We start from the raw sequence: 23,265 nt of genomic DNA, 5'->3' as shown, positions 1-23,265 counted from the left end.
TCTTTACGGTTTTCCGTTCGTCTCTTCCCGTTCTAGCTCGACCTGTCGATTCATCGTCTCCAGGTCGCTGTGGCAGCGCTTGAATGGCCGCACTCCTGCGGCCATGTTTGCGATGAGGAGCATGCTCCGAATTGGTCGGTGTGCTCGATCGTCGGCCGGATCGTCTTGGACCGGATGTGATCCGGGTGCGGTCGACCGTCAGTTCCGAGTATTGCGCAGAAATTCCGCCAGCCGAGTGCTCCGGGGATTGCCGAATATCTCCGCGGGCGGGCCATCCTCGACGATCCGACCCTGTTCCATGAAGACGACGCGGCTGGAGACGTCACGGGCGAAGCGCATCTCATGCGTCACGATCAGCAGCGTCGCCCCGTCGTCGGCGATGCTCTTCACGGTGTTCAGCACTTCCTGCACCAGTTCCGGGTCGAGCGCCGAGGTCACCTCGTCGAGCAGCACGAGCTTGGGGTTCATCGCGAGCGCGCGGGCGATGGCGACGCGCTGCTGCTGGCCGCCGGAGAGCTGGCTTGGATGGTGATCGGCCCGCGCCGCGAGACCGACGCGGGCGAGCCACGTCTCCGCGATGGCGCGTGCCTCGGCCCTGGGGCGCTTCTGCACCTTGCGCAGGCCGAGCATGATGTTGCCGGCCGCCGTCAGATGCGGAAACAGGTTGAAGCTCTGGAAGACCATGCCGGTCATCGAGCGCTGGCGCGAAAGCTCGCGGTCGCCCAGCCGATGGCGGCGCTCATTCGTCGAGCGATAGCCGATCGTCTCGCCATCGAGCACGATGTCGCCGCCCTGGTATTCCTCCAGCAGGTTGACGCAGCGCAGCAACGTCGTCTTGCCCGAGCCGCTGGAGCCGATGATCGAGACCACCTCGCGCTGGTTGAGGTCGAGGTCGACCCCCTTGAGCACTTCGACGGGGCCGAACCGCTTCGTCAGGCCACGGATCGCGAGAAGGGGCTGCCGCTTTTCGTCCATCAATGCTGCCCCACGCGCCTTTCGACGATCTTGCCGATCTGATCCAGCAGGATGTTGATCGCCAGATAGAGGATGCCGGCGAAGAGATAGAACTGGATGGTCATGAAGTTGCGGCCGATGATCTCCTGCGTCTTGAGCAGGAGTTCGCCGACGCCGATCATCGACAGCAGGCTCGAGCCCTTGATCAGCTCGACGCCGGTATTGATCCAGGGGGGCAGCGCGCTGCGCGCCGCCTGCGGCAGGAGCACATAGGCGAGGAGCTGCGGGAAGGTCAGTCCGATGCTGCGCCCGGCTTCAGCCTGCCCGGGCGGGATGGCCTGCAGCGAGCCGCGCAGCAACTCGCCGATATGCGCGCCCGCGAACAGCGACAGAGCGAGAATGCCGGCCTGCGTCGGGCCGAGGCTGAGGCCTGCCACGGAGGGAATGTAGAACGCGGCGAGGATCAGCACGAGCACGGGGGTGCCGCGCATGATGTCGACATAGAGCCGGAACGGCAGCCGCAGCCACCAGGGTGCATAGGAGAGCTGGATGCCGACGAGCCCGCCCAGTAGCGTGCCGAACAGGATCGAGGCGGCCGCTATCGCGACGGTGAGGAGAAAACCGTCCCAGAGCGGCCAGCGGGCGATCCAGAGCTGATCGAGGAAAAGCTGCATGGCGCGCTCAGAACTTGGGGAAGCGGCGTTCGAGGCCGCGCAGCAGCATGGCGATGACCACGCAGGCTGCGATGTAAAGCCCGCTCGCCACGGTCCAGGTCTCGATCACGCGGAAGGTGTCGACATTGATCTTGCGGGCTTCGAAGGTCAGTTCCGGCACGGCGATGGCGGCGGCGATGGAGCTGTCCTTGAACATGCCGATGAAGGTGTTGCCGAGCGATGGCAGGACGTTGCGCAGCATGATCGGCGCGACCACCGAGACATTGGTCTGCAGCCGTGTCAGGCCGATGGAACGCGCGGCCTCGATCACGCCCTTCGGCACCGAGATCAGCCCGGCCCGGAACACCTCGGTGAGATAAGCGCCGGAATAGAGCGCGAGCGCGCCCGCAAAGCTCTGGTACTTGTCGAGCGTGATGCCGGCCTGGGGCAGGGCGAAATAGGCGAGCAGCACCAGCACCAGCAGCGGCAGGTTGCGAATCAGCGCGACATACAGCGCAGAGACGCTGCGCAGCGCACGATAAGGCGCGACGCTGGCGAAGGCCGACAGCAGCCCGAGAACGGTGCCGATCGCCACGGCGACGACGGCCAGCGCCAAGCCGAGTGCGAGCCCCGACAGAAGCTTGTCGAAGCTCGCCCAGACGGCGCCGAAATGCAGCGAATACTCCACGGAGCAGTGACCTGGGGCTCAGCGGAACTCCTGCGGGAAGCCGATCTTGGGCTCGGGCGGCGTCTCGCCGAACCAGCGCTCATAGGCCGCCTTGTAGATCGGGAAAGTCGTGCCGGTCATCGACTCGCGGAGCGCCACGTTGACGAAGTTGAGCCAGTCCGGATCGCCCTGCTTCACGATGCAGGAATAGGTCTGCGGGTTCCAGCTGTAACCGGAATCCACATAGCGGTTGGGGTTCTGCTTCATATAGTACCGCAGCGAAGAGGAATCCGTCGCCGCGGCCTGGGCACGGCCCGAGTTCAGCGCCTGGTACATCAGGTCGACGCTCTCGAACTGGTCGACCTTGGCCTCGGGCAATGCATCCCTGACCATCTTCTCTGCGAACACATTCTGCAGCACGGAGATCGTGACCTTGCTGCCGGCCGCCTTCAGCGCCGCATAATCGGCAAAGGGGCCGCCGGCGACCATCATCAGGCTGACGCCCTCGCGATAGTACGGCACCGTGAAGGCGACCTGCTGGGCGCGCGCGGCCGTCACGGTCACGAACTGGCAGGCGATATCGACCTTGCCGGTGGCGATGTTCGGGATGCGAGCGTCCGATGCCTGATTGACGAACTCGATCTTGTTGGGATCGTCGAACAGGCCCTGTGCGATGATCTTGGCGATCTCGATGTCGAAGCCGACCAGCTCGCCCTTCTCGTTGCGGAAATGCCAGGGCGGGTTGGTGCTGCCCGTGCCGACGATGAGCTTGCCGCGGCTCAGCACCTCCTTGAGCTTGCCCTGTGCCGAGGCACCGGTGGCGGGCAGGAGAACGCAGGCGGCGACTCCGAGCCCTGCGGCGATCTTGATGAGATTCTGAAACATGGCTTCCCCTCCGCCTTTTGCTGAAAACCGCTCGATGGCCGGCGCAGCGGCAAGCAGACGATGCGCCGCCCTCCCCAAGCAAGATGCGCCTGTTTCGTGAGAGGAAACAGGATATTCGCGGCCGCGCTTCCCAGGCGCAGCTGGCCTCCGCATTATCGATGCGGCGCTTCAGCGTGGATCGGAAAGACCGGCCCGCGCAAACGCGTATAGGGCAACCCGGCGATCTTGCTGGTGCAGGGGCCGGGCGTCGCCACCGTGAAGCTGCCCTTGGCGATCTTGTCGTAGGCTCGCCGATGCGCCACCGCCGCCTTGACGCCGATCGCCTTCAGCATCTCGGGATGGATGCCCTGCGAGCGGAACTGGCCGAGGTCGAAAGGCGGGGTCTTGCGGCTGGTCAGCAGGATGGTGACGCCGCCTGCCTCGACCACCACGCTCGACCCCATGCTGAAGCGCGAGCCCTGCGAGGCGGCGAGGTGGCTATTCAGGTCCTCCAGCGCGAATTCCCCGTCGCTGGCGCTGACGAAGCGCGCCTCGATCTCGACCGGCCCTTCGGCAACGGCGCTGCCCTTTCCGCCGATCGAGAGCTTGCGGGTCTCTCCGGGTTTCGCGCCGGTCATGGCGGCAACGGCCACGGGATCGGCGATGGCGACCGCGCAGTTCTCGACGCCGTGGTGCAGGAAGGCCCGCAGCACCGAGGTGCCGTCGCCCGGCGCGCCGCCGCCGATATTGTCGGCCGGCTCGACCACGAGATACGGGCCGCCCGGAGACCGCAGGATCTCCGCGACCGCGTCGTCGATGTCCCATTCCGCCGGCAGGCCGTGATCGCGCAAGGCGACGGCTGTCTCGGTCAGTTGGGCGAGAGCGTCCCGCGCTTCCGCTTCCGCGCCGGTGAACGCTATCGCGAAGGCGACGCCGGCCTCGGCCACATCGGAGAAGGAATAGCCGCCGATGACGTTGGCGACCCGGATCGCCGGGTTCTCCTGCTCGATCCGCCGGGCCAGCGCTTCCAGGTCGCGCATGGGCCGGTCGGCGGTGCCGGTGCCGGTCGGAGGCCACATCACGGGCGCGTTGCAGGAGAGCATGCGCGGCAGGACGTTCTCCTTCAGGGCCTGCGCGAGCAGACGGGCCGAGCGCACGGCGGATTCGCGAGCGTCCGTATGCGGGTTCTCGCGGTAGGCGACGAGGGTGTTGGCATGCTGTGCCATTGCCGCGGTGAAATTGGCATGAAGGTCGAAGACGCCGAAGACCGGCAGGGTCTCACAGCCCGGCACTGAGCGGATATGGGCGAGCAGCGCGCCTTCGGGATCCGGGCAGGCGGTCGTGACCATGGCACCGTGCAGCGCGAGCCAGATGCCGTCGAGGCCACCGGAGCTGAGCCCTGCCTTCAGCCCGGCATCGAATTCCGACAGGAAGCGCTCGAAGATGGCGTGATCGACGGTTCCGGCCGGCAGCGCCGTGTAGTCGGCCGTCGGCACAACCTGCCAACCCTCGGCTTCGGCCACTTCGAGGAAGCCGTCGACCGTCGAGCCGTCGCCGCGCCGGCGCAACAGTTCCTCGCCGGTGCGGATGGTGAAATCGGCCAGCCCGGTAACCTCGTCGACGAAGCTATGCGTCTCGTGGAAGAGGGACCCCAGCAGGATCCGGCGAGGCTGCGGCATGTTCTGCGAGGCTCCCTGAAGCCTGCTCATCTCGGCCGCTGCGCTGTTCCGAATCAAGCCGGCATTGTTCCGCTCCAAGGAACGCGAGTGCTTTGACAGGTTGCGCCAACTCCCCGCTTCATGGTGCCGGCCCGCGCGCCGGAGAGAGCGATGCCGGCGCAGATCGGGACTAGAGGCAGATGCGCGTCTTCACTGCGTCGCTGGCGACGGAAACCAACACCTTCGCGCCGCTCTTCGTCGATCGCAGCGCCTTCGAGGGAGCCTTTTATTGCCCGCCGGGAACCCACCCGGAAACGCCGACCCTGTGCTCGGCGCCGATCGTCGCGGCGCGGCGTCGCGCCGCCAGCGAAGGTTACGAGCTGATCGAGGGGACGGCGACCTGGGCCGAGCCGGCGGGGCTTGTCTCTCAAGGCGGCTATGAGAGTCTGCGCGACGAAATCCTCGGGCAGCTCGAGGCGGCACTGCCGGTCGACATCGTCCTGCTCGGCCTGCACGGCGCGATGGTGGCGCGCGGCTATGACGATTGCGAAGGTGACCTGATCGCGCGGGTGAGGGCGCTCGCCGGGCCGGATTGCGTGGTCGGAGCCGAGCTCGACATGCATTGCCATCTTACCGGGCAGATGGTCGAGGGCGCCGACATCATCGTCGCCTTCAAGGAGTTCCCGCACACGGACTTTCTGGCGCGGGCCGAGGACCTGCTGGAACTCTGCCTCAGGACCGCGCGCAAGCAGGTCAGGCCCGCCAGCGCAGTGTTCGATTGCCGCGGGCTCGCCGCCTTCATGACCAGCCGGGAGCCTGGCCGCAGTTTCGTGGACCGGATCATGGCGCTGGAAGGGAGGGACGGCATCCTATCGATTTCGGTCGCGCATGGTTTTCAGGCCGCGGACGTCGCCGATGTCGGGACGAAGGTGCTGGTCATTACCGATGGCGACGAAGCGAAGGCGGCGGCGCTCGCCAGGGAACTCGGTCTCGAAATCCTGCGCTGGGGGAACGGCGCCTCGCCGAAGCACTACAGGCCGGAAGAGGGCATCGCGGCGGCGCTCGAACTGGCGCAGCCGGGAAAACCCGTGGTCCTGGCCGATCGCTGGGACAATCCGGGCGGCGGCGTGGCCGGCGATTCCTCGGTGATGGTCGAGGCGCTGCTGCGGCACCCGGACGTGCCCGCCGCGATAGGGGCGCTATGGGACCCCGTCGCGGTCGGCCTCTGCAGAGCCGCCGGCGTCGGGACCGAAATCTCGTTGCGGTTCGCCGGAAAGGCGGCGCCGTCCTCCGGCAAGCCGATCGATGCGACGGTCCAGGTCATCGGGACGACCGACGACCTGCTGATCCCGTTCGCACAGAGCTGGGTCTCGCTCGGCCCTGCCGCCGCGATCCGCATCGGCCAGATCGACATCGTGCTTGCCTCGACGCGGGCGCAGACCTTCAGCCCGCCGGTCTTCACCGATCTCGGCGTCGATCTCGCCGCCAAAAAGCTGGTCGTGGTGAAGTCCTCGAACCACTTCCACGCCGCCTTCGCGCCGATCGCAGCGAGCGTGCTCTATCTCGACAGCGGCGGGCCTTATCCGCCGGATGCGAGCAAGATCCCCTATACCAAGGTCAGGCGCCCCTTCTCTCCGCTGGATCCGAACCCATGGCTGTAACCGCTTCTGCCGCCGCCCTGCCGCGCCTGTCGTTGGGCGAGATCGGGGACCAGCACCTCGACGATCTGATGAAGGGACTGCCGCCGGGCGCGAAGCTGCGGCTTGGCGATATCGGCCGGCAGGGCTGGAGCGTTCTCGGCGGCGACATGCCGATGCCGCTCGCGGTGATCCGCGAGAGCGTCCTGCAGGCCAACAGCGCCTGGATGAGCGCTTTCGCCGGCGCCAACGATTTGCTGATCGCGCCGCATGGCAAGACGACGATGGCGCCGCAGCTCTTCGACCTGCAGATCGCCGACGGTGCCTGGGCGATCACCGTGGCGACGATGCAGCAGCTTGCCGTTGCCCGGCATTTCGGCGTGAAACGCGTCATCCTCGCCAACCAGCCGGTCGGCCCGCAAGAGATCGCGGCCTGTTTCGCCGCGCTGCGGGAACCTGGCTTCGAACTTTACTGCCTCGCCGACAGCGTCGCCGGGGTCGGGTTGCTCGCCGAGGCCGCGAAGGAGCATGCGGACGCCAACCCCCTGCGCATCCTCGTCGAGATCGGCTTCATGGGCGGGCGCACCGGCGCGCGGACCCGCGAGGAAGCGCTGGCCGTGGCGCGCACCGTCGCAGGCGCGCCGGGCCTGCGGCTCGCCGGCTTCGAATGTTTCGAGGGCCTGCACAGCGACACCGCCAATGCCGACAGGCTGCTCGGCGAAGTGGTCGCGGTTGCGACGGCTGCCGAGGGCGAGGGGCTCTTGGGGCCGGAACCGATGGTGCTCTCGGCCGGCGGGACCTCGCTGTTCGACCGGGTCGGCGAGGCGTTCAATGCTGCGGCCTTCAAGCGGTCGATCGTCAAGGTGCTGCGCTCGGGCTGCTACCTGACCCATGATTCCACCGTCTATTCGGCGGCGTTCCGGCGGATCACGCTGGAGACCAGTTTGAAGCTGCCGCCGGGTGGGTTGGAGCCGGCTTTGGAAGTCTGGGCCTATGTCCAGTCGCGGCCGGAGCGCGGGCGCAGCCTGCTCACTGTCGGCAAGCGCGACATCAGCTTCGATTCGGGGATGCCGGTGCCCTTGCGCTGGTACCGGCCGGGCGGGGCGATGGCGCGGCCGGAGCCGATGCCGGCCGGGCATAATGTGCTGGCGCTCAACGACCAGCACTGCCATCTCGGCACGCCCGATGAGAGCCCACTGCAGGTCGGCGACATGGTCGCCTTCGGCATCGGCCATCCCTGCACGACCTTCGACAAATGGGCGCTGCTGATGCTGGTCGACGACGACTGGCGCGTGACCGGCGCCATCCGGACTTTCTTCTGAAGGGAGCGCGCAGACTGTTCCTTCTGGTGAAACCTGTGATCCTTGACGCGAATTCGGGCGCTTCCTAGCCTGCGTTCGAGAGCGGGAAGGCCGTCACCAATCCAAACGGTAAGGCGGCCAAAGCATCGAGATCAGGAACCCGACGATGCCGCCCAACCCTTCGGGCAGCAGGCAAGGATCGGGCCGGATGCGCCGGCGAGCGTCATTGTGGGAGGATCGTTCGTGACCGCACCGTCATTCCTCGGGGTCGATGGCGAAGGCGAGCACGCGCCGTCGCGACGCAGTCTGCTGCAGCTGTTGACAGCCGGTAGCGCGGCCTTTGCCACGCCCGCCCTCTGGAGCGCGTTGGCGCACGGCCAGACCCCGGCCGCGGGCGGCACGCTGACGATCGGCGCCGATGCCGATCCGATCGGACTCGACCCGGTCACGGTCAACGCCTTCTCGTCCTACGACTTCACCAGTCTGCTCTATACCGGCCTGCTGCGCTGGAACGCCCAGATGAAGGTCGAGCCCGATCTGGCGACGGGCTATGAGCAGCCAGATCCAAAGACTTACGTCTTCAAGCTCAGGCAGGGTGTGAAGTTCCATAACGGCAAGGGCTTCAGCGCCGAGGACGTGAAGCACACCTTCGACCGGATCATGAACCCGGCCACAGGCAGCCGCCTGCGCGCTTTGTATTCCAGCATCGAGTCGGTGACGGTGGTTGATCCCTTGACGGTCAGGTTTCAGCTCAACGCGACCGATGCGGCCTTCCTCAGCAATCTCGCCAGCAACCCCAATGGCGCGATCGTCCCGGCCGGAGTCGAAAACCTCGTCACCCAGCCGGTCGGCACCGGGCCTTTTGCCTTCGAGGCCTATCAGCCGAACCAGCAATTCTCGCTGGCGCGCTTCGATGGCTATTACGAGAAGGGCGAGCCCCATCTCGCGAAGGTGGTGTTCAAGTTCTACAAGGATCAGGCGACGCTGACCTCGGCGCTGCGCTCCCGCGCCATCGACATGACCTGGGTGAAGGACCCGAAGGTGGCGACCGCCATCTCGCGCGCTTCGCCGAATTTCGTCTCGGCGCCCGGCCAGACCTCGCGCACCTTCCCGATCTGGCTGAACATGAAGGCAAAGCCCCTGAACGACGTGAAGGTCCGTCGCGCGCTCAGCCTGGCAACGGACCGCAAGGCCTGCCTCGACACCGTGCTCGGCGGCTCCGGCAAGGTCGGCGCGATGATCCCGGAAAGCCAGGTCGGCGGCTATGACGGAGCGGGCGAGCTGCCCTATTACAAGCACGATCCGGCGGCGGCGAAGGCGCTTCTCGCCGAAGCCGGCTATCCCGGCGGCATCGATCTCGGGGACTATATCGTCGTCGCCGCCAATCCGCTTGACGTCGCCTGCGCGCAGATCCTGCAGCAGCAATGGCAGACGGCCGGGATCACCGTGAAGCTGGTGCCGATGGAGACCGCGCCGCTCCTCGCCAAATGGGCGAGCGGCGACTGGCCGACTCTGCTTTCCGTCGCGCTGTCCTGGACGCCCGATCCCGACGGGGTGTTCCAGTACATCACCTCGACCAGCGGCTACGGCAAGGCGATGGGCTCGAACGATCCCGAGCTCGACAAGATGATCGCCGAGGCGCGGGCCGAACTCGACACGGGCAAGCGCGCAGGAAAGAATCTCGAGATCCAGCGGCGCATCGCCGACAACGCTTATGTCATCCAGGTCTACCAATACCCGCTGCGCTGGGAGATCTGGTGGAACTATGTCCAGGGCTATGTGCCGCTGGCGGCGAACATCCGCTCCTTCGTGCGCACGACATGGCTGAAGAAGTAGGCTCTGCCTGCCGCCTCGCGGCGGAGGCATGCCGATGACGCGTTTCGTCCTCGGGCGCCTTGCCTGGATGGCGGCGATCCTGCTCGGCGTCTCCATCATCGCTTTCACGCTGATGCGCGCGATTCCGGGGGATTTTGCCATCGCGGCGGCCGGTTCGCAGAGCGTGGCGCCGGATGTACTGGCGACGATCCGCCGCGATCTCGGGCTCGACCAACCGCTGATGCAACAATATCTGTCATGGCTCGGGGCTGCGCTCACCGGCGATCTTGGCATCTCCTTCGTGACGCGCCGGCCGGTGCTGGGCGAGCTGCTCGATCGGCTCGCCGTTACCGTCCAGCTCACGTTGATCGCCGCGATCATGGCCGTCGTGATGGGCATCGCCACAGGGCTGGCTGCGGCGCGGCTGCGCGGCGCGGTCGATTGGCTGGTCCGGCTCTGGAACGGGCTGATGCTGGCGGTGCCGAACTATGTCGTCGCAACCTTGATCGTGCTCCTCTTCGGCCTCTACTTCCCCGAGATCACGGTGCTCGGCTACACGCCCTTTCTCGAAAACCCGCTCGCCAATCTCTGCAGCATGCTGCTGCCTGCCTTCGCGCTGGCGCTCGCCGTCTCGGTGACGATCGCCGAGAACACGCGCGCCGCCGTGCTCGAGGTCGCCAATCAGGACTTCGTCATGGTCGCCCGCGCCAAGGGGCTGAGACCCGGCGCGATCCTGCGCGATTACCTGATGCGCAACGCGCTGACGCCGGTCATCACCGCCGCAGGCCTCAAGATCGCGGCGCTGCTCGGCGGCAGTATTCTGGTCGAAACCATCTTCGCCATTCCGGGAATGGGCCAGTACCTCTTCGATTCAATCAACAGCCGCGACTATCCGGTTATCCAGGCAATCGTACTGGTCGCAGCCGGCATCGTCGTCCTGGTCAACACCATGATCGACATCGCCTATGCGCGGGTCGATGCGCGGGTTCAGATGTGAGCGGCGCCGTGCAGGAGAACATGCCGGCCGCCACGGCGGCCCCTCCAAGCGAACGCAAGGCGGCCGGGATCACACAGGGCTGGCTGCTGCTCGGCCTGGGGCTGGCCATGCTGGGGGCAATGCTGATCGTCACCGTCTTCGCGCCGCTGGTCGCGCCCTATGCTCCCTCCGTGACCTCGCCGGATTCGCTCGCTCCGGCGAGCGCCGCCCACTGGCTCGGCACGGATTCGATCGGGCGCGACGTCCTGAGCCGCCTGATCGTCGGCGGGCGTACGACGCTGCTCATCACGGTGACGGCGGTGTTCATCGCGCTGGTGGCAGGGCTGATCTTGGGGCTCGCTGCCGGCTATCTCGGCGGGTTCGTCGACGAGATCGTCATGCGCCTGCTCGATGTCGTCTTCGCCTTTCCGGTGCTGCTTCTGGCAATCGCTGTCGTCGCCGCACTCGGGCCAACGGTGCCGAACCTGATCCTGACCATAGCCATCGTCTACACGCCGGCGATGGCGCGGGTGGTGCGGGCGCCGGTGCTCAGCGTCAAGCAATGGGACCATGTCGAGGCGGCGCGCAGCGTCGGCATGAGCGAGATAAGGCTGGTGCTGCGCCATATCCTGCCCATCGTGGTCTCGCCCATCCTCGTCGCGACGAGCCTGACCTTGTCGCAGACGATCTTCACGGTGACGGCGCTCTCCTTCCTGGGGCTCGGCCCGCCGCCTCCCGATCCGAACTGGGGCGGCATGCTCTCGGAAGCGCGGCAGTTCATGGAGCTGGCGCCGCTGACGGTGGTCGGCCCTGCCGCCGCGATCGTCTTCGCGACGCTGACCTTCATCATCATCGCCAACGGCCTGCGTGAAGTGCTCGACGTGGGGAGCGTGCGATGAAAGGGCCGCTTCTCCGGGTGCGCGACCTGACCGCGACGGTAACGACACGGCGCGAGATCATACAGGCCGTGCGCGGCATCTCCTTCGACATCAACGCCGACGAGGCGGTCGGCTTCGTCGGCGAATCTGGCTGCGGCAAGAGCGTCACCGCCAAGGCCCTGATGCGGCTGGCACCCGAGGGTGCCTCGATCGGGCTCGGCGGCTCGGTCGCGTTCTGGGGGCAGGAGCTTCTCGGGCTGGGCGAGGAGGAGATGCGCGATTTGCGCGGCCGGCGCATCGCCATGGTCTTCCAGGACCCTATGACCTCGCTCAACCCGGTGATGAGCATCGGCGCGCAGATGGGCGACATGCTGCGCCGCCATCTCGGCTTGTCGGGCAAGGCAGCGCGCGAGCGCAGCGTCGAACTGCTCGATCTCGTCGGCATTCCCGATCCGGCTGGTCGCATCGACGATTTTCCGCATCAGTTCTCGGGCGGGCAGCGCCAGCGCGTGCTGATCGCAATCGCGATCTCCTGCGAGCCAGACTTGCTTATCGCCGACGAGCCGACCACGGCGCTCGACGTCACCGTGCAGGCGCAGATCCTGCGGATCTTGCTGCGCCTCAGGGAAGAGCGCGGCATGGCGCTCATGCTGATCACCCATGATTTCGGGGTCGTTGCGGGCATGGTCGACCGCGTCAACGTGATGTACCGCGGCGAGATCGTCGAGGCCGGACCGGTGGACGAGATCTTTGCAGCGCCGCAGCACGCCTATACCCGGGCTCTGCTCGATGCCGTGCCGCGCCTGCAGGATGCGAGGGCGGTCCGATGACCGCGGCACCCGGGCTTCGCGACCTGGCTGGGGAGCTCTCGATCGAGCCCGTGCTGCAAGTCCGCGACCTCTCTGTGCAGTTTCCGGGACGGCGCGGCGCGGCGCCGGTCACCGCCGTGGAGCGCCTCTCCTTCGATATCGCGCCGGGGCAGACGCTCGGTCTCGTCGGCCAGTCCGGCTCAGGCAAGACGACGGCAGGCCGCGCCATCCTGCAACTCCAGAAGGCGAGCGGGGGCTCGGTCAGGCTGCTCGGGCAGGAGTTGACCACGATGCGCGCCGGCGAACTGCGCCGGATGCGCCGGCACATGCAGTTCGTCCTGCAGAACCCCTATTCGAGCCTGCATCCGCGCATGACCATCGGCCAGATCCTCAGCGAACCCCTGCAGGTCCACCGCAGCGTGCCGGCGCACCAGATGCGCGCGCGGGTCGCGGAGTTGCTGGAACTGGTGAACCTCGATCCGGCGATGGTGCGGCGCTATCCGCACGAATTCTCCGGCGGGCAGCGGCAGCGTGTCGTCATCGCGCGGGCGCTGGCGGTCAATCCGGATTTCGTCGTCTGCGACGAGCCGGTCTCGGCACTCGACGTGCGCACGCAGGCGCAGATCGTCGCGCTCCTGCAATCGCTGCAGGAGAAGCTGGGGCTGTCCTATCTCTTCATCGCGCACGACCTCGCCATCGTCAGGGAGATGGCGCATCGGGTCGCCGTGATGTTCCGCGGGCGCATCGTCGAGATGGGCAGCGCGGGCCAAGTGTATGACAGCCCGGCTCATCCCTATACGCGATTGCTGCTCGACGCCGTGCCGGTGCCCGATCCTGCCCTTCAGCGCGAGCGTCTGAGGCGGGCCCCGCCGGATCTGCGCTTCCTCGATGGCGATGGTGGTGGCTGCGTCCACGGGGTCGATCACAGCCGCGGGGTCGATCACAGCCGCGCCGGCACGCCCGAATGGCACGAGGTCTCGGAAGGGCATGGCGTCTCCTGCCGCTACTGGCCGGCGGCGAGAGCACAGGCCGTCGCCTGACGTCATGTTCCTTCAGATGGAACGTTGAATCCTTGACGTGAAATAGTTGCCGCACCTACGCTTTTCGAAGATTTCGCGGGGTCGTCTGCTTCGTGGCCGGGACCGGCGCAGCCGATGCCTGCAAGCTTCTGACAAGCCGTTCGCCCGGCGTGGCCCGGGCGCTCGAAGCCGCTATCCGGGAGGTCGCTGTGCGTCTGGCGTTGATCCACATCGTTCAGGAAACGAACGACTTCAATCCGGTGCTGACCACGCTCGACGATTTCGAGGCGTTCGGCCTCTATGAAGGCGAGGACATCGCCCGGCACTTCGGCGAGATCGGACAGATCGGCGGGCATTTCGCCGCGATCCGCGAATCCGGGCTCGATATCGAGACGGTCCCGATCATCCGGGCCTGGGCGGTGGCCGGCGGACGTATTTCGCGCGAGGCCTTCGACTTCTTCCAGGCGAAGATCCGGGCCGGCCTGGAGAATGTCGGGCCGATCGACGGGCTGGTGCTGCACCTGCACGGCGCCTGCGCGGCGGAGGGGGTGGACGATGTCGAGGGTGAACAGGCGGAGCTTTGCCGCCAGATCCTCGGGCCGGGCGTGCCGATCATGCTCGGGCTCGATCATCACGCCAATATCACGCAGAAGATTATGGCCAATTGCACGGCTATCGTGGGCCACCGCACCCAGCCGCATGACGTGTTCGACACCGGCAAGGTCGGGACCGAGGTGCTGCTGCGCATCCTGACCGGCAAGCTCAAACCCGTCATGGCCTGGCGCAAGATCCCGCTGCTTTCGCATCAGGAGCAGTTCCTGACCTCGAAGGGGCCGATGAAGATCTGGTTCGACCGGGCGCGGGCACTGGAGGCCGACCGCCGCGTGCTGCAGGCCTCGAACTATCCGATGCAGCCTTGGCTCGATGTCGCCGAGGGCGGATGGTCGACCATCGTCGTCACCGATGGCGATAAGGCTTTGGCCGAGACGCTGGCGGACGAGCTTGCCGATCTCGCCTGGTCGATGCGCGACGACTTCCAGATTCGTGAAGCGATCTCCATTGATGACGCCGTACGCAAGGCCGATGCGGCCGAGCGCGGCATGGTCGTGCTGAGCGACACCGGCGACACCGTCTTCGGCGGCGCGGCCGGCGACAGCAACCTGCTGCTGGAAGCGATGCTGCGGCTCGGCATCAGGAGCAAGGCGCTGATCCCGCTGATCTCGCCCAAGGCCGTCGCGACGCTGACCGCGGCGGGCGAGGGCGCCGAGGTGACCCTGCCGCTCGGCGGCGATGCGGCGACCGCCTTCTTCAAGCCGCTGACGGTGACGGGCAGGGTGCGGAAGCTCGGAGGCGGGTCGATCCCACTGAACTTCAATCATCAGCCGGAAGTCGACATGGGCCGGGTCGCCGTCTTCGATGTCGGGCCGGTGACGCTCCTGATCTCGGAATTGCGCGGCGTCGCGGGCAATGTGCCTGACGTTTACGAGGCCTTCGGCATCGACCTCTCGGACTACAAGATGGCCGTGCTCAAGACGGCCTCGAACTTCCAGTATTTCGACCGTATCGCCTCCGGGCTCGTGCGCGCCGACACGCGCGGGCCGGGACAGTCGGATGTGTTCACCCTGCCGTGGCAGCGGATTCCGCGCCCGGTCTATCCGTTGGAGACAATAAGCGACTGGCGGGCGCATTCGTCCCAGCCGGGAGCGGGGACGAGCTGACGCGAAACCGAAGCACAACAAGAGGGGAAAGCGATGACAAAGCTGTCGCGACGTCAAATCTGCATGACCGGCCTTGCCCTTGCGGGGGCGGCCCCGCTGCTGGCGGCCTTGCCGGCTTCCGCCCAGCAGCTCAAGGGCGGCACTCTGCGTGTCGCCGTGCTGAACGAGCTGGCGAACTATGATCCGCAGCAGCTCTCCACGGTCAATTTCCATGTCATCAAGAACCTCTACGACAGCCTGATCGAGTACACGCCGGAGGGGAAGCCGGAGCCGAGCCTGGCGACCGGGTGGATAATCGCGCCGGACAAGACCTCGGTGACGCTGAAGCTGCGCGACGGCGTGACCTTCCATAGCGGCACGCCGTTCAAGTCCGACTCCGTGGTCGCCACCCTGCAGAAGGGCGCCGATCCCAAGCGCGGCAAGAACGTCTTTTCGACCATGGCGATCGTGAAGGATTGGTCGGCGCCGGACGAGCGCACGGTCACGATCAACTTCAAGGCGCCGGTGCCGGACCGGCAGATTCTAGACCTCCTGCAGTTCCTGATCCCGATTGACCCAAAAGGCATCGACACGGTCGAGACAGTTCCGGCCGGCACCGGCCCGTACACGCTGGTGAGCCGTGCGGTCGGGCAGGGGCTCGTTCTCAAGGCCAACCCGAAATACTGGCGCGAGAAGCAGCCGATCGCGCAGGACCTCGTCTTCACCGTCTTCAGCGAGGATGCGGCGGCGACCGCGGCGCTGGAGTCGGGCGCCGTCGACATCGTCTACAACGGCTCTTCGCGCAGCGCGGTCAGGCTCAAGGGCGCCGGCTATCAGGTCTTCGCCGGCCCCGGCCAGCTCGTCCAGGTCTTCCGGATCAACTCGACGCGCGGTCCCTTCCGCAACAAGTCGTTCCGGCAGGCCTTCAATTATCTGATGGACCGCGGCAGCATCCTGCGCGTCGGTTATGCCGGCATGGGGCAGGTGGTCGCCTTGCCCTGGGCGCCGGCGAGCCCGGCCTTCGATGCCAGCTACATCAAGACCTACTCCTTCGATCTCGACAAGGCGAAGAAGCTGCTCGCGGCCTCCGGTCTTTCGGCGGACGAGATGAAGGGCTGGAAGATCCTGGTGGACGGCAGCAACGAGGCTTCCGTGACGATCAGCCAGATCGTCCAGGGCTCGCTCGCCAAGGCCGGCATCCCGATCGAACTCGATATGCGGCAGGGCGCGGAATACGTCACGGCGCTGCTCGGCGGCGATTTCGCCGCGACTTTCGGCGCTGTCGGCAACGTCCAGAAGTTCCCGTCGCGGGTCACGACCAACTCGATCTACCGGACGTCGCAGAACCCGGTCCTCAAGGACCCGCACCCGCACCCGGACTATGTCGCCGCGATCGCCAAGGTCGACGGTGCCGCGGGCGGAGAGGCCGAGGTCAAGGCCGCCTACGACAACCTCAACCGGGTCATGGTGGACGAGGCTTTCGCGATCCCGACCAACTCCTACGATGTCGGCCTGATCGCCGCCTCGGAGAAGATCGGCGGGGTTACGCTCGACATCGACAACCTGTTCGTCGCGCGCACCATCGGGTTCAAGTGATGCGGCTGGCGGAAACGCGGCGGCGCCTCATCGGCGCCGCCTGATGCGGGAGAGCCTGGCCTCGCTCGGGCGCGTGCTGCGCCGGCTGCTGGCCCGGCGTGGCGCGGCGCTGAGCCTCGCCTTCCTCGCCCTGGTCGCGCTCACGGCGATCTTCGCGGGCATGCTGCCGCTTGACCCGCTGAGGCAGAGCATCGCGGATTCGCTGCAGCCGCCTTCGCCGGAATACTGGTTCGGCACCGACGAACTCGGCCGGGATATTCTCGCCCGCGTCGTCTATGGCGCGCGAACCTCGCTGGTCACGGCCTTCGGCGCGGTCCTCATCGCGGCGCTGATCGGCGTGCCCGTCGGGCTCATCGCCGGCTTCTACGGCGACTGGCGGGACTCGCTCCTGATGCGCTGCATCGACGTGCTGCTCGCCCTGCCGAACATCCTCTTCGCCATGGCGCTGATCGCGGTGCTCGGACGCAGCCAGGGGGCGGCGCTGATCGCGGTCGGCGTCGCCGGCATTCCCGGTTTCGCGCGCATCGCGCGGGCGCAGGTCATGGCACTGCGCCAGCTCGATTTCGTCATGGCGGTGCGCGGCTTCGGCGGGCGCCCCGGCTACATCATGTTCCGAACGATCCTGCCCAACGCCTTGAGCCCATTGGTAGTTCAGGCGATCGTGCTCGCCTCGATCGCGATCCTGCTCGAGGCGGCGCTCGCCTTCCTCGGAGTCGGCGTGCCGCCGCCAACACCGAGCTGGGGCGAGATGCTGCGCACCGGCAAGTCCTATCTCTACGAGGCTCCCACCTATGCGGTGCTGCCCGGCCTCGTCCTGACACTGACGATCCTGTCCTTCGACACGATCGGCCGGGCCCTGACCTCGCTGCTCGACCGCAACGAGACCGACGCCTCCGGCGAGAAGATCGGGGCCAGGCGATGACGGCCTATATCCTGCGCCGCCTCCTGCAGATGCTGCCCGTGCTGCTGGCCGCCTCGTTTGCGATCTTCGCGATGATTTATGCGGTGCCAGGCGGGCCGGTCGCGGTCATCGTCGGAGAGAATGCGGGGCCGGAGGAGATCGCTGCGGCCATCCAGCGCTACGGGCTCGACCGCCCGATGGTCGTGCAGTATCTCGACTGGCTCGGCCGGGCGCTGACCGGCGATTTCGGCCTGTCGCTGCATAGCCGCCAACCGGTGCTGCAATTGATCGGGGAGCGGCTGCCGGCGACGCTGCAATTGGCGCTGGCGGCGATCGTCGTGGCTCTGGCGATCGGCATCCCCGTGGCGATCGCGAGCGCGGTCCGGCCGAATTCCTGGCTCGACCGGCTGCTCAGCGGCTGGAGCGCGCTGGCGCTGGGCGTGCCGACCTTCTGGCTCGGCATCCTGCTGATCCTGCTCTTCGCGGTGGAATTGCGCTGGCTGCCCTCGGCCTCGCGCCATGTGCCGCTCTGGGAGTCTCCGGCTGACGCGCTGCGCAGCCTGGCGCTGCCGGCGATCACGCTCGGCACCTATGTCTCGGGCATCCTGGCGCGCTTCCTGCGGGCTTCCTTGATCGGCGAGGCGCGGGCCGACTATGTCCGGACCGCCCGCGCCAAGGGCGTGCCGGAAAACCGCATCGTAGGCCTGCACATCATGCGCAATGCGCTTTTGCCCTTCGTCACCATCGTCGGCTTGATGATGGCGAATTTCATCGGCGGGGCGGTGGTGACGGAGGCGGTCTTCACCTATCCGGGGCTGGGGCGCCTGCTGATCCAGGCGATCAGCACGCGCGACTATCCACTGATCCAGGGCTGCATCCTGGTGATCCTGATCGCCTATATGCTGATCAACCTCACGGTTGACGTGCTCTATGCCTGGATCGACCCTCGGATCGAATACCGATGAGCGGGGCTTCAGCGCGCAGCGGCCGGCGGATGCGAACCGAGCCGGGTCGAGATGCCGGCCGCAACCTCGCGCAGACGCGTCCCGACCTTCGCCGCCAGCGAATGCGGCATGCGCATCAGGGGGGCGGAGACGCTGAGCGCCGCGACGGGATAGCCGTCCTCGTCGAGGATCGGCACGCCGACACACATGGCCCCGTCCTCGTTCTCGCCCATCTCGGTGGCATAGCCGGTCCGCGCCACCTGACGGAGCTGGCGTTCGATCTCCTCGCGTTCGAGCAGCGTGCGCCCGGTGCGCTCTGTCAGGGGCAGGTCGAGCTGGCGCTGACGCTCGGCTTCGGGGAGGAAGGCCAGGATCGCCTTGCCGAGCGCGGTCGAATGCATCGGATGGCTTTCTCCGATGCGCGCCTGCATCCGCAGCGAACGATTGGCCTCGATCAGGTCGATATAGACGACCGTGCCGTTGCCCTTCACGGCCAGGTTCACCGTCTCGTTGAACTCGTGCATCAGCTCGATCATGGCCGGGCGCGCAAGCTCGCGGACCTTGCTGACGCTGGCATCGGCACGGGCGATGGCGCGCAGCTGGGGGCCGAGATTGTAGCGGTCGGTGGCTCGGTTGTGGTCGAGAAAGCCGGCGGCGGTGAGCGTCTGCAGATAGCGGAAGGTGGTCGTCTTCGGAATCCGCAGCTCCTTGCTGACGGCTGTGAGCGCGATCTCGTGCCCGTGGCGGGCCACCAGTTCCAGCACCTTCAGCGCCTTCATCACCGGCTGCACGACGTAGGGGTTGTCGGGTTTCCTGGTCATGGCCGCTCCGGTCGTCCAGCTCGATCAGCTCCGCATACCCAGCCCCGCGGAATTCCGCAAGACGAAACCAGCGTTCCTTTACGCGGTGCGGAGGGTCTGGTCTGGTCGGGGCAATAGCAGCGGAGGCAACGCACGTGGCAGGCAACGGCACACAGCAGTCCGAGACACTGCGCTTCGAGGAATCGGCCCGCCAGGTCGCGGCGAACGCCCGTTTCGTCGCGGGTGGCGTGAACAGCAATTTCCGGCTCGGCATGGCACCGGGGCCGCTCGTCTTCGAGCGCGGCGAGGGCGCCTATCTGATCGATGTCGATGGCAATCGGATCATCGATTATTACTGCGGCATGGGCGCGACCGTGCTTGGCCACTCGCCCAAGGCCGTGATCGAGGCGGCCCAGCGTCAGGCGGAGAAGGGCATCCTCTTCGCCGGGCAGGCGCCGATCGAATATGAAGCCGCCAAGCTGATCTGCGAGCGCATCCCCTCGGCGGAGCGGCTGCGCTTCGGCTCCTCCGGCTCGGAGGTGGCGCAGGCGGCGATGCGGCTGGTGCGTGCGGCCACAGGCAAGCGGACCATCGTCAAGTTCGAGGGGCATTATCACGGCTGGTTCGACAACATCCTGTGGTCGACGGCGCCGGGGCTGAACGCGGCCGGGCCAGACGAGGCGCCGACGCCGGTGATCGGCAGCAAGGGGCAGGACCCGGAGGCGGGCGAGGGGCTCTCGATCCTCGGCTGGAACGACCTCGCGGCGCTGGAGGCGCGGCTGGCCAAGGGCGACGTCGCCGCCGTTCTGATGGAACCGGCGATGTGCAACCAGGGTGCCATCGCGCCCGCGCCCGGCTATCTCGAGGGTGCGCTCGCCGCCTGCCGCAGGCACGGCGCGCTATTGATCTTCGACGAGGTCATCACCGGCTTTCGCCTCGGCCGGGGCGGGGCGCAGGAGCGCTTCGGCGTGACGCCGGATCTCACCATCATGGCGAAGGCGATCGCCAACGGCTTTCCGGTCGCGGCGATCGCCGGTCGCGCGGAGCTTGTCGATCTGTTCGCAGATGGCGTGCTGCATGGCGGCACCTTCAATGCGCAGCCGATCGCCATGGCGGCGATGGTCGCAACCCAGAAAGCGCTGACGCCGGAGCATTACGAGCGCAGCTCCGCCCATGGCCAGCGCCTGCAGGACGGCATCCGCAAGATCCTGGCCGAGGAGGGCATCCAGGCGCAGGTCGCGGGCTTCCCGCTGATGTTCCATGTCGCCTTTGGACTCGATGCGCCGGCGCGGAACTATCGCGATGTCGCCCGCTCGGACAAGGCGGCCTACAGCCGCTTCGCCCATGCGCTGCTCAAGCGCGGCGTTCGCGTGCTGGAACGCGGCGCCTGGTTCGTTTCGTCGGAGCATGACGCAGCGATCGTCGATCGAACCTTGGACGCGGTTCGGACGGCGGCGCGCGAAGTCGCTGCCCCTCATCCAGCTTGATGCCGGGGCGCTGTCGGCCAGCTGCCGGGTCGCAATGCTACACCGCCGGTCGTCCGTTGAGCATTTCGATGGCGGATCGGACGAGCACCCGCACGCCTTCGGCAATACAGGACTCGTCGGGCTGGTAGTTCGAGTTGTGGACGCGGTCCTGACGGCCTGCTTGTCCGGAGCCGATGCGGATATGCGAGGACGGCACCCGCTCTGAGAAGAAGGCGAAATCCTCGGCGCCGAACCCGCCCTCGACTTCGATGGCGTCACCCCCCTGCAGTCTCACCGCCGCGATTGTGCGGTCGAGCAGTTTGTCGTCGCTCATCACCGGCGGCAGGTTGCGGCGATAGTGGATCTTGCAGTCCACGCGATGGACGAGCGAGACGCCGGCGCAGATGCGCTTCATCGCCGCCTCGATAGTGTCGCGCGCCTCGGGCGAGCGGGTGCGGACCGTGCCAGCCATCGTGCAGCGGTCCGGGATGATGTTGTAGGCGTCGCCGCCTTCGATGCGGCCCACGGTGACGACGGCGCTGCGGATCGGATTGAGCTCGCGCGAGACGATCGTCTGCAGCTGGGTCAGGAGATAGCCGGCCGCCACGATGGGATCGACGGCTTCATGCGGCTGGGCGGCGTGGCCTGAGCGACCCTCGACCACGATCTGGAAACTGTCGGCGGAGGCGAAGCTCGCGCCGCGGATATAGGCGATCTGGCCAGCGGGTATGCCGGGCTCGTTGTGGAAGCCGAGCGCCATGTCGACACCGTCCAGCACGCCGTCGGCGATCATGGCGGCGGCACCGCTGTCGATCGTCTCCTCCGCCGGCTGGAAGACGAGGCGGATCGAGCCCCTCAGCTTGCCGGAGAGCTGGTTGAGGGCGGCACCCACGCCGATCAGCGTCGCCGTGTGCAGATCATGGCCGCAGGCATGCATCCGGCCCGGAACGGTGCTGGCATAGGGCAGGCCGGTGGTCTCCTGCATCGGCAGCGCGTCCATGTCGGCGCGGATCACGAGGCGCGGGCCGGGAGCCCCGCCTTCGATATCGGCGACGACGCCGGTGCGGCCGACGCCGGTCCTGCATGCGATGCCCAGTCGCTCAAGCGCGGCGGCGACCACGCCGGCGGTGCGTTCGACCTCGAAGCCGATCTCCGGATGGGCATGGATGTCGCGGCGGATCGCGACGAGGCTCGGTTCGATCTCGCGGACGATGGCCTCGATGACGGGGCCGATATCGTTGCGGTCGGTGACGTGGTCCATGGTGGAATCCGATCGAGAAAAAGCTGCGTCGAAGGCACGGGGAAGGGCCGGGCCGGCCGACAAGCCGGCGGGCTTCGGGATCGCACTGCGGAATGCGGTCCCTGTCAGCGCGCGGCTGCCAGCGCCTCGTTGATCCAGCCGTCGAAGGTCGACTGGTTCTCCTTGATCCAGGCCTCGGCAGCCGCCCTGATGGCGCGCGGCGAGCTGTCGAGGGCGATGGCGCCTTCCCATTTGGCCCAGGTGTCGCGCGGGTATCGGGACAGCTCGAGGAAGCGCTGGATCGCCGGATTCTTGGCGAGGAAGTCCTTGTTCGCGATCGGCATGTAGTTCCACTGACCGAGTGCCATCCGGCACGGATCCTGCCCGCCGGCGCAGCCTTTGACGCCGGGCACGAGGGCGCTCGCCGAGACCTTGATGTTGGGCGGCACGGCGTCGAACGGCGTCGGCAGCCAGACGACGTCCTTGCCCGGCACCAGCTTGTCCATGACCCAGGACGGGCTCCAGGCGTAATAGAGCGTCGGCTCGCCGCGCATCACCCGCGCGATCGCCTCGGCCATCAGCGCTTCGTATTTGCCGCGCACCGATTTGATGGTGCCCTTCAGCCCGAACTTGTCGATCTGGTATTCGACCACGTCACCGCACGACCAGCCGGGGTCGCAGTTGATCAGGTTGACCCTTCCCTCGGCGGAGAGCTTCGAGGCGATCTGGGCGTCCTTGAGTTGATCCAGCTGGGTGATGTTGAGGGCGTCCGCCGTCTTCTTGTCGATCAGGTAGCCGTTGACGCCGCCCTCGACGATCGTGCCGTTGCCGATGGTCGCCAGCTGCTTTTCGACCGCCTTGAACTGCGGTTCGCGCTGCGGAAAGTTGACGCCCGAGATCATGTCGAGATCGCCGAGCGCGGACGCCTGGAAGAACAATGTCGGGTTGATCTGCGTCTCGACGGGCTTGTACCCCATCTTCTGGAAGGCGGTTTGAATGATGTGATCCTGCATCCGCGTCGCGCCCAGCGTGTCGCCGATCGCAATCCGCACCGCTTTTCCCGTGCCGGGCAGGGTTTCGGCGGAAGCGCCGCCTGCCCATGACCCTGCCAGGGCCAGTGCCAGGATCATCCCGGCATTGCACGTCCAGAAAGCGGCCATCATCGATCTCCTCGAATTCAGTTCCCGTCGAAGGTTAGCGGGAGGCTGCAACCGTCACTTCCTGCCGCGAGGCGGAGAGCAAGCGGACCGTTTCCATCGAAACGACGCATGTCGTGCCGGCGCCCGCGAAGCATAACCTGCTGGCAGGGGTCCAATTGCAGCAGGAAGTGGTGCTGGCCGTTCGCTGTCGGTATTCCCTGTCGCCGAACCGCACGATCATGGGCCATCTG

The 23,265-nt window shown here is 66.8% G+C and carries 20 protein-coding genes; 12 read left to right on the top strand and 8 right to left on the bottom strand.

Annotated elements, in window-relative coordinates; genetic code table 11:
- Positions 1-198: 198 nt before the first annotated feature.
- From AC2FAN_RS00870 to AC2FAN_RS00850, 5 genes are all read right to left on the bottom strand, one after another.
- Positions 199-975, bottom strand: coding sequence for an amino acid ABC transporter ATP-binding protein (locus tag AC2FAN_RS00870; RefSeq protein WP_485172373.1), 777 nt, complete (start codon positions 973-975; stop codon positions 199-201).
- Positions 975-1,628, bottom strand: a complete 654-nt coding sequence (locus AC2FAN_RS00865) for an amino acid ABC transporter permease (RefSeq protein ID WP_265053291.1) — start codon at positions 1,626-1,628, stop codon at positions 975-977. The genes AC2FAN_RS00870 and AC2FAN_RS00865 overlap by 1 nt, the downstream gene beginning before the upstream one ends.
- 7 nt (positions 1,629-1,635) lie before the next feature.
- Positions 1,636-2,295: an amino acid ABC transporter permease gene (locus AC2FAN_RS00860; protein WP_476806650.1), complete on the bottom strand. Its 660-nt coding sequence runs from the start codon at positions 2,293-2,295 to the stop codon at positions 1,636-1,638.
- An 18-nt stretch (positions 2,296-2,313) separates the two neighbouring features.
- The gene (locus AC2FAN_RS00855; RefSeq protein ID WP_476806651.1) at positions 2,314-3,159 is read right to left on the bottom strand and encodes a transporter substrate-binding domain-containing protein; all 846 of its coding nucleotides are present in this window, start codon (positions 3,157-3,159) and stop codon (positions 2,314-2,316) included.
- A 152-nt stretch (positions 3,160-3,311) separates the two neighbouring features.
- On the bottom strand, positions 3,312-4,817 hold the full coding sequence (locus AC2FAN_RS00850; RefSeq protein WP_485172372.1) for a M81 family metallopeptidase: 1,506 nt from the start codon (positions 4,815-4,817) through the stop codon (positions 3,312-3,314).
- A gap of 179 nt (positions 4,818-4,996) precedes the next feature.
- Here AC2FAN_RS00850 and AC2FAN_RS00845 point away from each other — a divergent pair, with 179 nt between their 5' ends.
- The 11 genes from AC2FAN_RS00845 (at position 4,997) to AC2FAN_RS00795 (ending at position 18,390) form a co-directional block, all read left to right on the top strand.
- Complete coding sequence (locus AC2FAN_RS00845) at positions 4,997-6,457, top strand: M81 family metallopeptidase (RefSeq protein WP_485172371.1); 1,461 nt, start codon at positions 4,997-4,999, stop codon at positions 6,455-6,457.
- A complete protein-coding gene (locus AC2FAN_RS00840) occupies positions 6,448-7,755 on the top strand; it encodes an alanine racemase (protein ID WP_485172370.1) in 1,308 nt (435 codons plus the stop codon). Before AC2FAN_RS00845 ends, AC2FAN_RS00840 begins: the two co-directional genes overlap by 10 nt.
- Positions 7,756-7,977: 222 nt before the next feature.
- A complete protein-coding gene (locus AC2FAN_RS00835; protein ID WP_476806655.1) occupies positions 7,978-9,570 on the top strand; it encodes an ABC transporter substrate-binding protein in 1,593 nt (530 codons plus the stop codon).
- Between the two features lie 34 nt (positions 9,571-9,604).
- Positions 9,605-10,546 (top strand): ABC transporter permease, encoded by a 942-nt coding sequence (locus AC2FAN_RS00830; RefSeq protein ID WP_485172369.1) that lies wholly within the window; start codon positions 9,605-9,607, stop codon positions 10,544-10,546.
- Positions 10,547-10,566: 20 nt separating this feature from the next.
- Positions 10,567-11,424: an ABC transporter permease gene (locus tag AC2FAN_RS00825; RefSeq protein WP_485172368.1), complete on the top strand. Its 858-nt coding sequence runs from the start codon at positions 10,567-10,569 to the stop codon at positions 11,422-11,424.
- Positions 11,421-12,233, top strand: coding sequence for an ABC transporter ATP-binding protein (locus AC2FAN_RS00820; protein WP_485172367.1), 813 nt, complete (start codon positions 11,421-11,423; stop codon positions 12,231-12,233). The genes AC2FAN_RS00825 and AC2FAN_RS00820 overlap by 4 nt, the downstream gene beginning before the upstream one ends.
- Positions 12,230-13,252 (top strand): ABC transporter ATP-binding protein, encoded by a 1,023-nt coding sequence (locus AC2FAN_RS00815; RefSeq protein ID WP_485172366.1) that lies wholly within the window; start codon positions 12,230-12,232, stop codon positions 13,250-13,252. The genes AC2FAN_RS00820 and AC2FAN_RS00815 overlap by 4 nt, the downstream gene beginning before the upstream one ends.
- A 92-nt stretch (positions 13,253-13,344) precedes the next feature.
- A complete protein-coding gene (locus AC2FAN_RS00810) occupies positions 13,345-14,949 on the top strand; it encodes a M81 family metallopeptidase (protein WP_485172365.1) in 1,605 nt (534 codons plus the stop codon).
- A 63-nt stretch (positions 14,950-15,012) separates the two neighbouring features.
- Positions 15,013-16,524 carry an ABC transporter substrate-binding protein gene (locus AC2FAN_RS00805; RefSeq protein WP_476806660.1) on the top strand — a complete coding sequence of 504 codons (1,512 nt, stop codon included), beginning with the start codon at positions 15,013-15,015 and terminating at the stop codon, positions 16,522-16,524.
- Between the two features lie 43 nt (positions 16,525-16,567).
- Positions 16,568-17,446 carry an ABC transporter permease gene (locus tag AC2FAN_RS00800; RefSeq protein ID WP_485172364.1) on the top strand — a complete coding sequence of 293 codons (879 nt, stop codon included), beginning with the start codon at positions 16,568-16,570 and terminating at the stop codon, positions 17,444-17,446.
- Entirely contained in the window at positions 17,443-18,390 is a 948-nt protein-coding gene (locus AC2FAN_RS00795; protein WP_485172363.1) for an ABC transporter permease, read from the top strand. Before AC2FAN_RS00800 ends, AC2FAN_RS00795 begins: the two co-directional genes overlap by 4 nt.
- A gap of 8 nt (positions 18,391-18,398) precedes the next feature.
- Here AC2FAN_RS00795 and AC2FAN_RS00790 read toward each other — a convergent pair whose 3' ends face one another.
- Positions 18,399-19,190, bottom strand: coding sequence for an IclR family transcriptional regulator (locus tag AC2FAN_RS00790; RefSeq protein ID WP_265053306.1), 792 nt, complete (start codon positions 19,188-19,190; stop codon positions 18,399-18,401).
- A 134-nt stretch (positions 19,191-19,324) separates the two neighbouring features.
- On the opposite strand from AC2FAN_RS00790, the gene AC2FAN_RS00785 reads away from it, so the two are divergent.
- Complete coding sequence (locus AC2FAN_RS00785) at positions 19,325-20,656, top strand: aspartate aminotransferase family protein (protein WP_485172362.1); 1,332 nt, start codon at positions 19,325-19,327, stop codon at positions 20,654-20,656.
- Between the two features lie 37 nt (positions 20,657-20,693).
- Here the strand turns inward: AC2FAN_RS00785 and AC2FAN_RS00780 are convergent, their stop codons facing one another.
- Positions 20,694-21,896, bottom strand: a complete 1,203-nt coding sequence (locus AC2FAN_RS00780) for a M20 metallopeptidase family protein (protein WP_485172361.1) — start codon at positions 21,894-21,896, stop codon at positions 20,694-20,696.
- A 104-nt stretch (positions 21,897-22,000) separates the two neighbouring features.
- The gene (gene proX / locus AC2FAN_RS00775) at positions 22,001-23,035 is read right to left on the bottom strand and encodes a glycine betaine/L-proline ABC transporter substrate-binding protein ProX (RefSeq protein ID WP_485172360.1); all 1,035 of its coding nucleotides are present in this window, start codon (positions 23,033-23,035) and stop codon (positions 22,001-22,003) included.
- Positions 23,036-23,265: the final 230 nt, after the last annotated feature.

This window comes from Allobosea sp. RIT-PG3_2, assembly GCF_057321085.1.
Note: the sequence above shows the minus strand (reverse complement) of the source record. Positions and strands in the feature narration are given on the sequence as shown.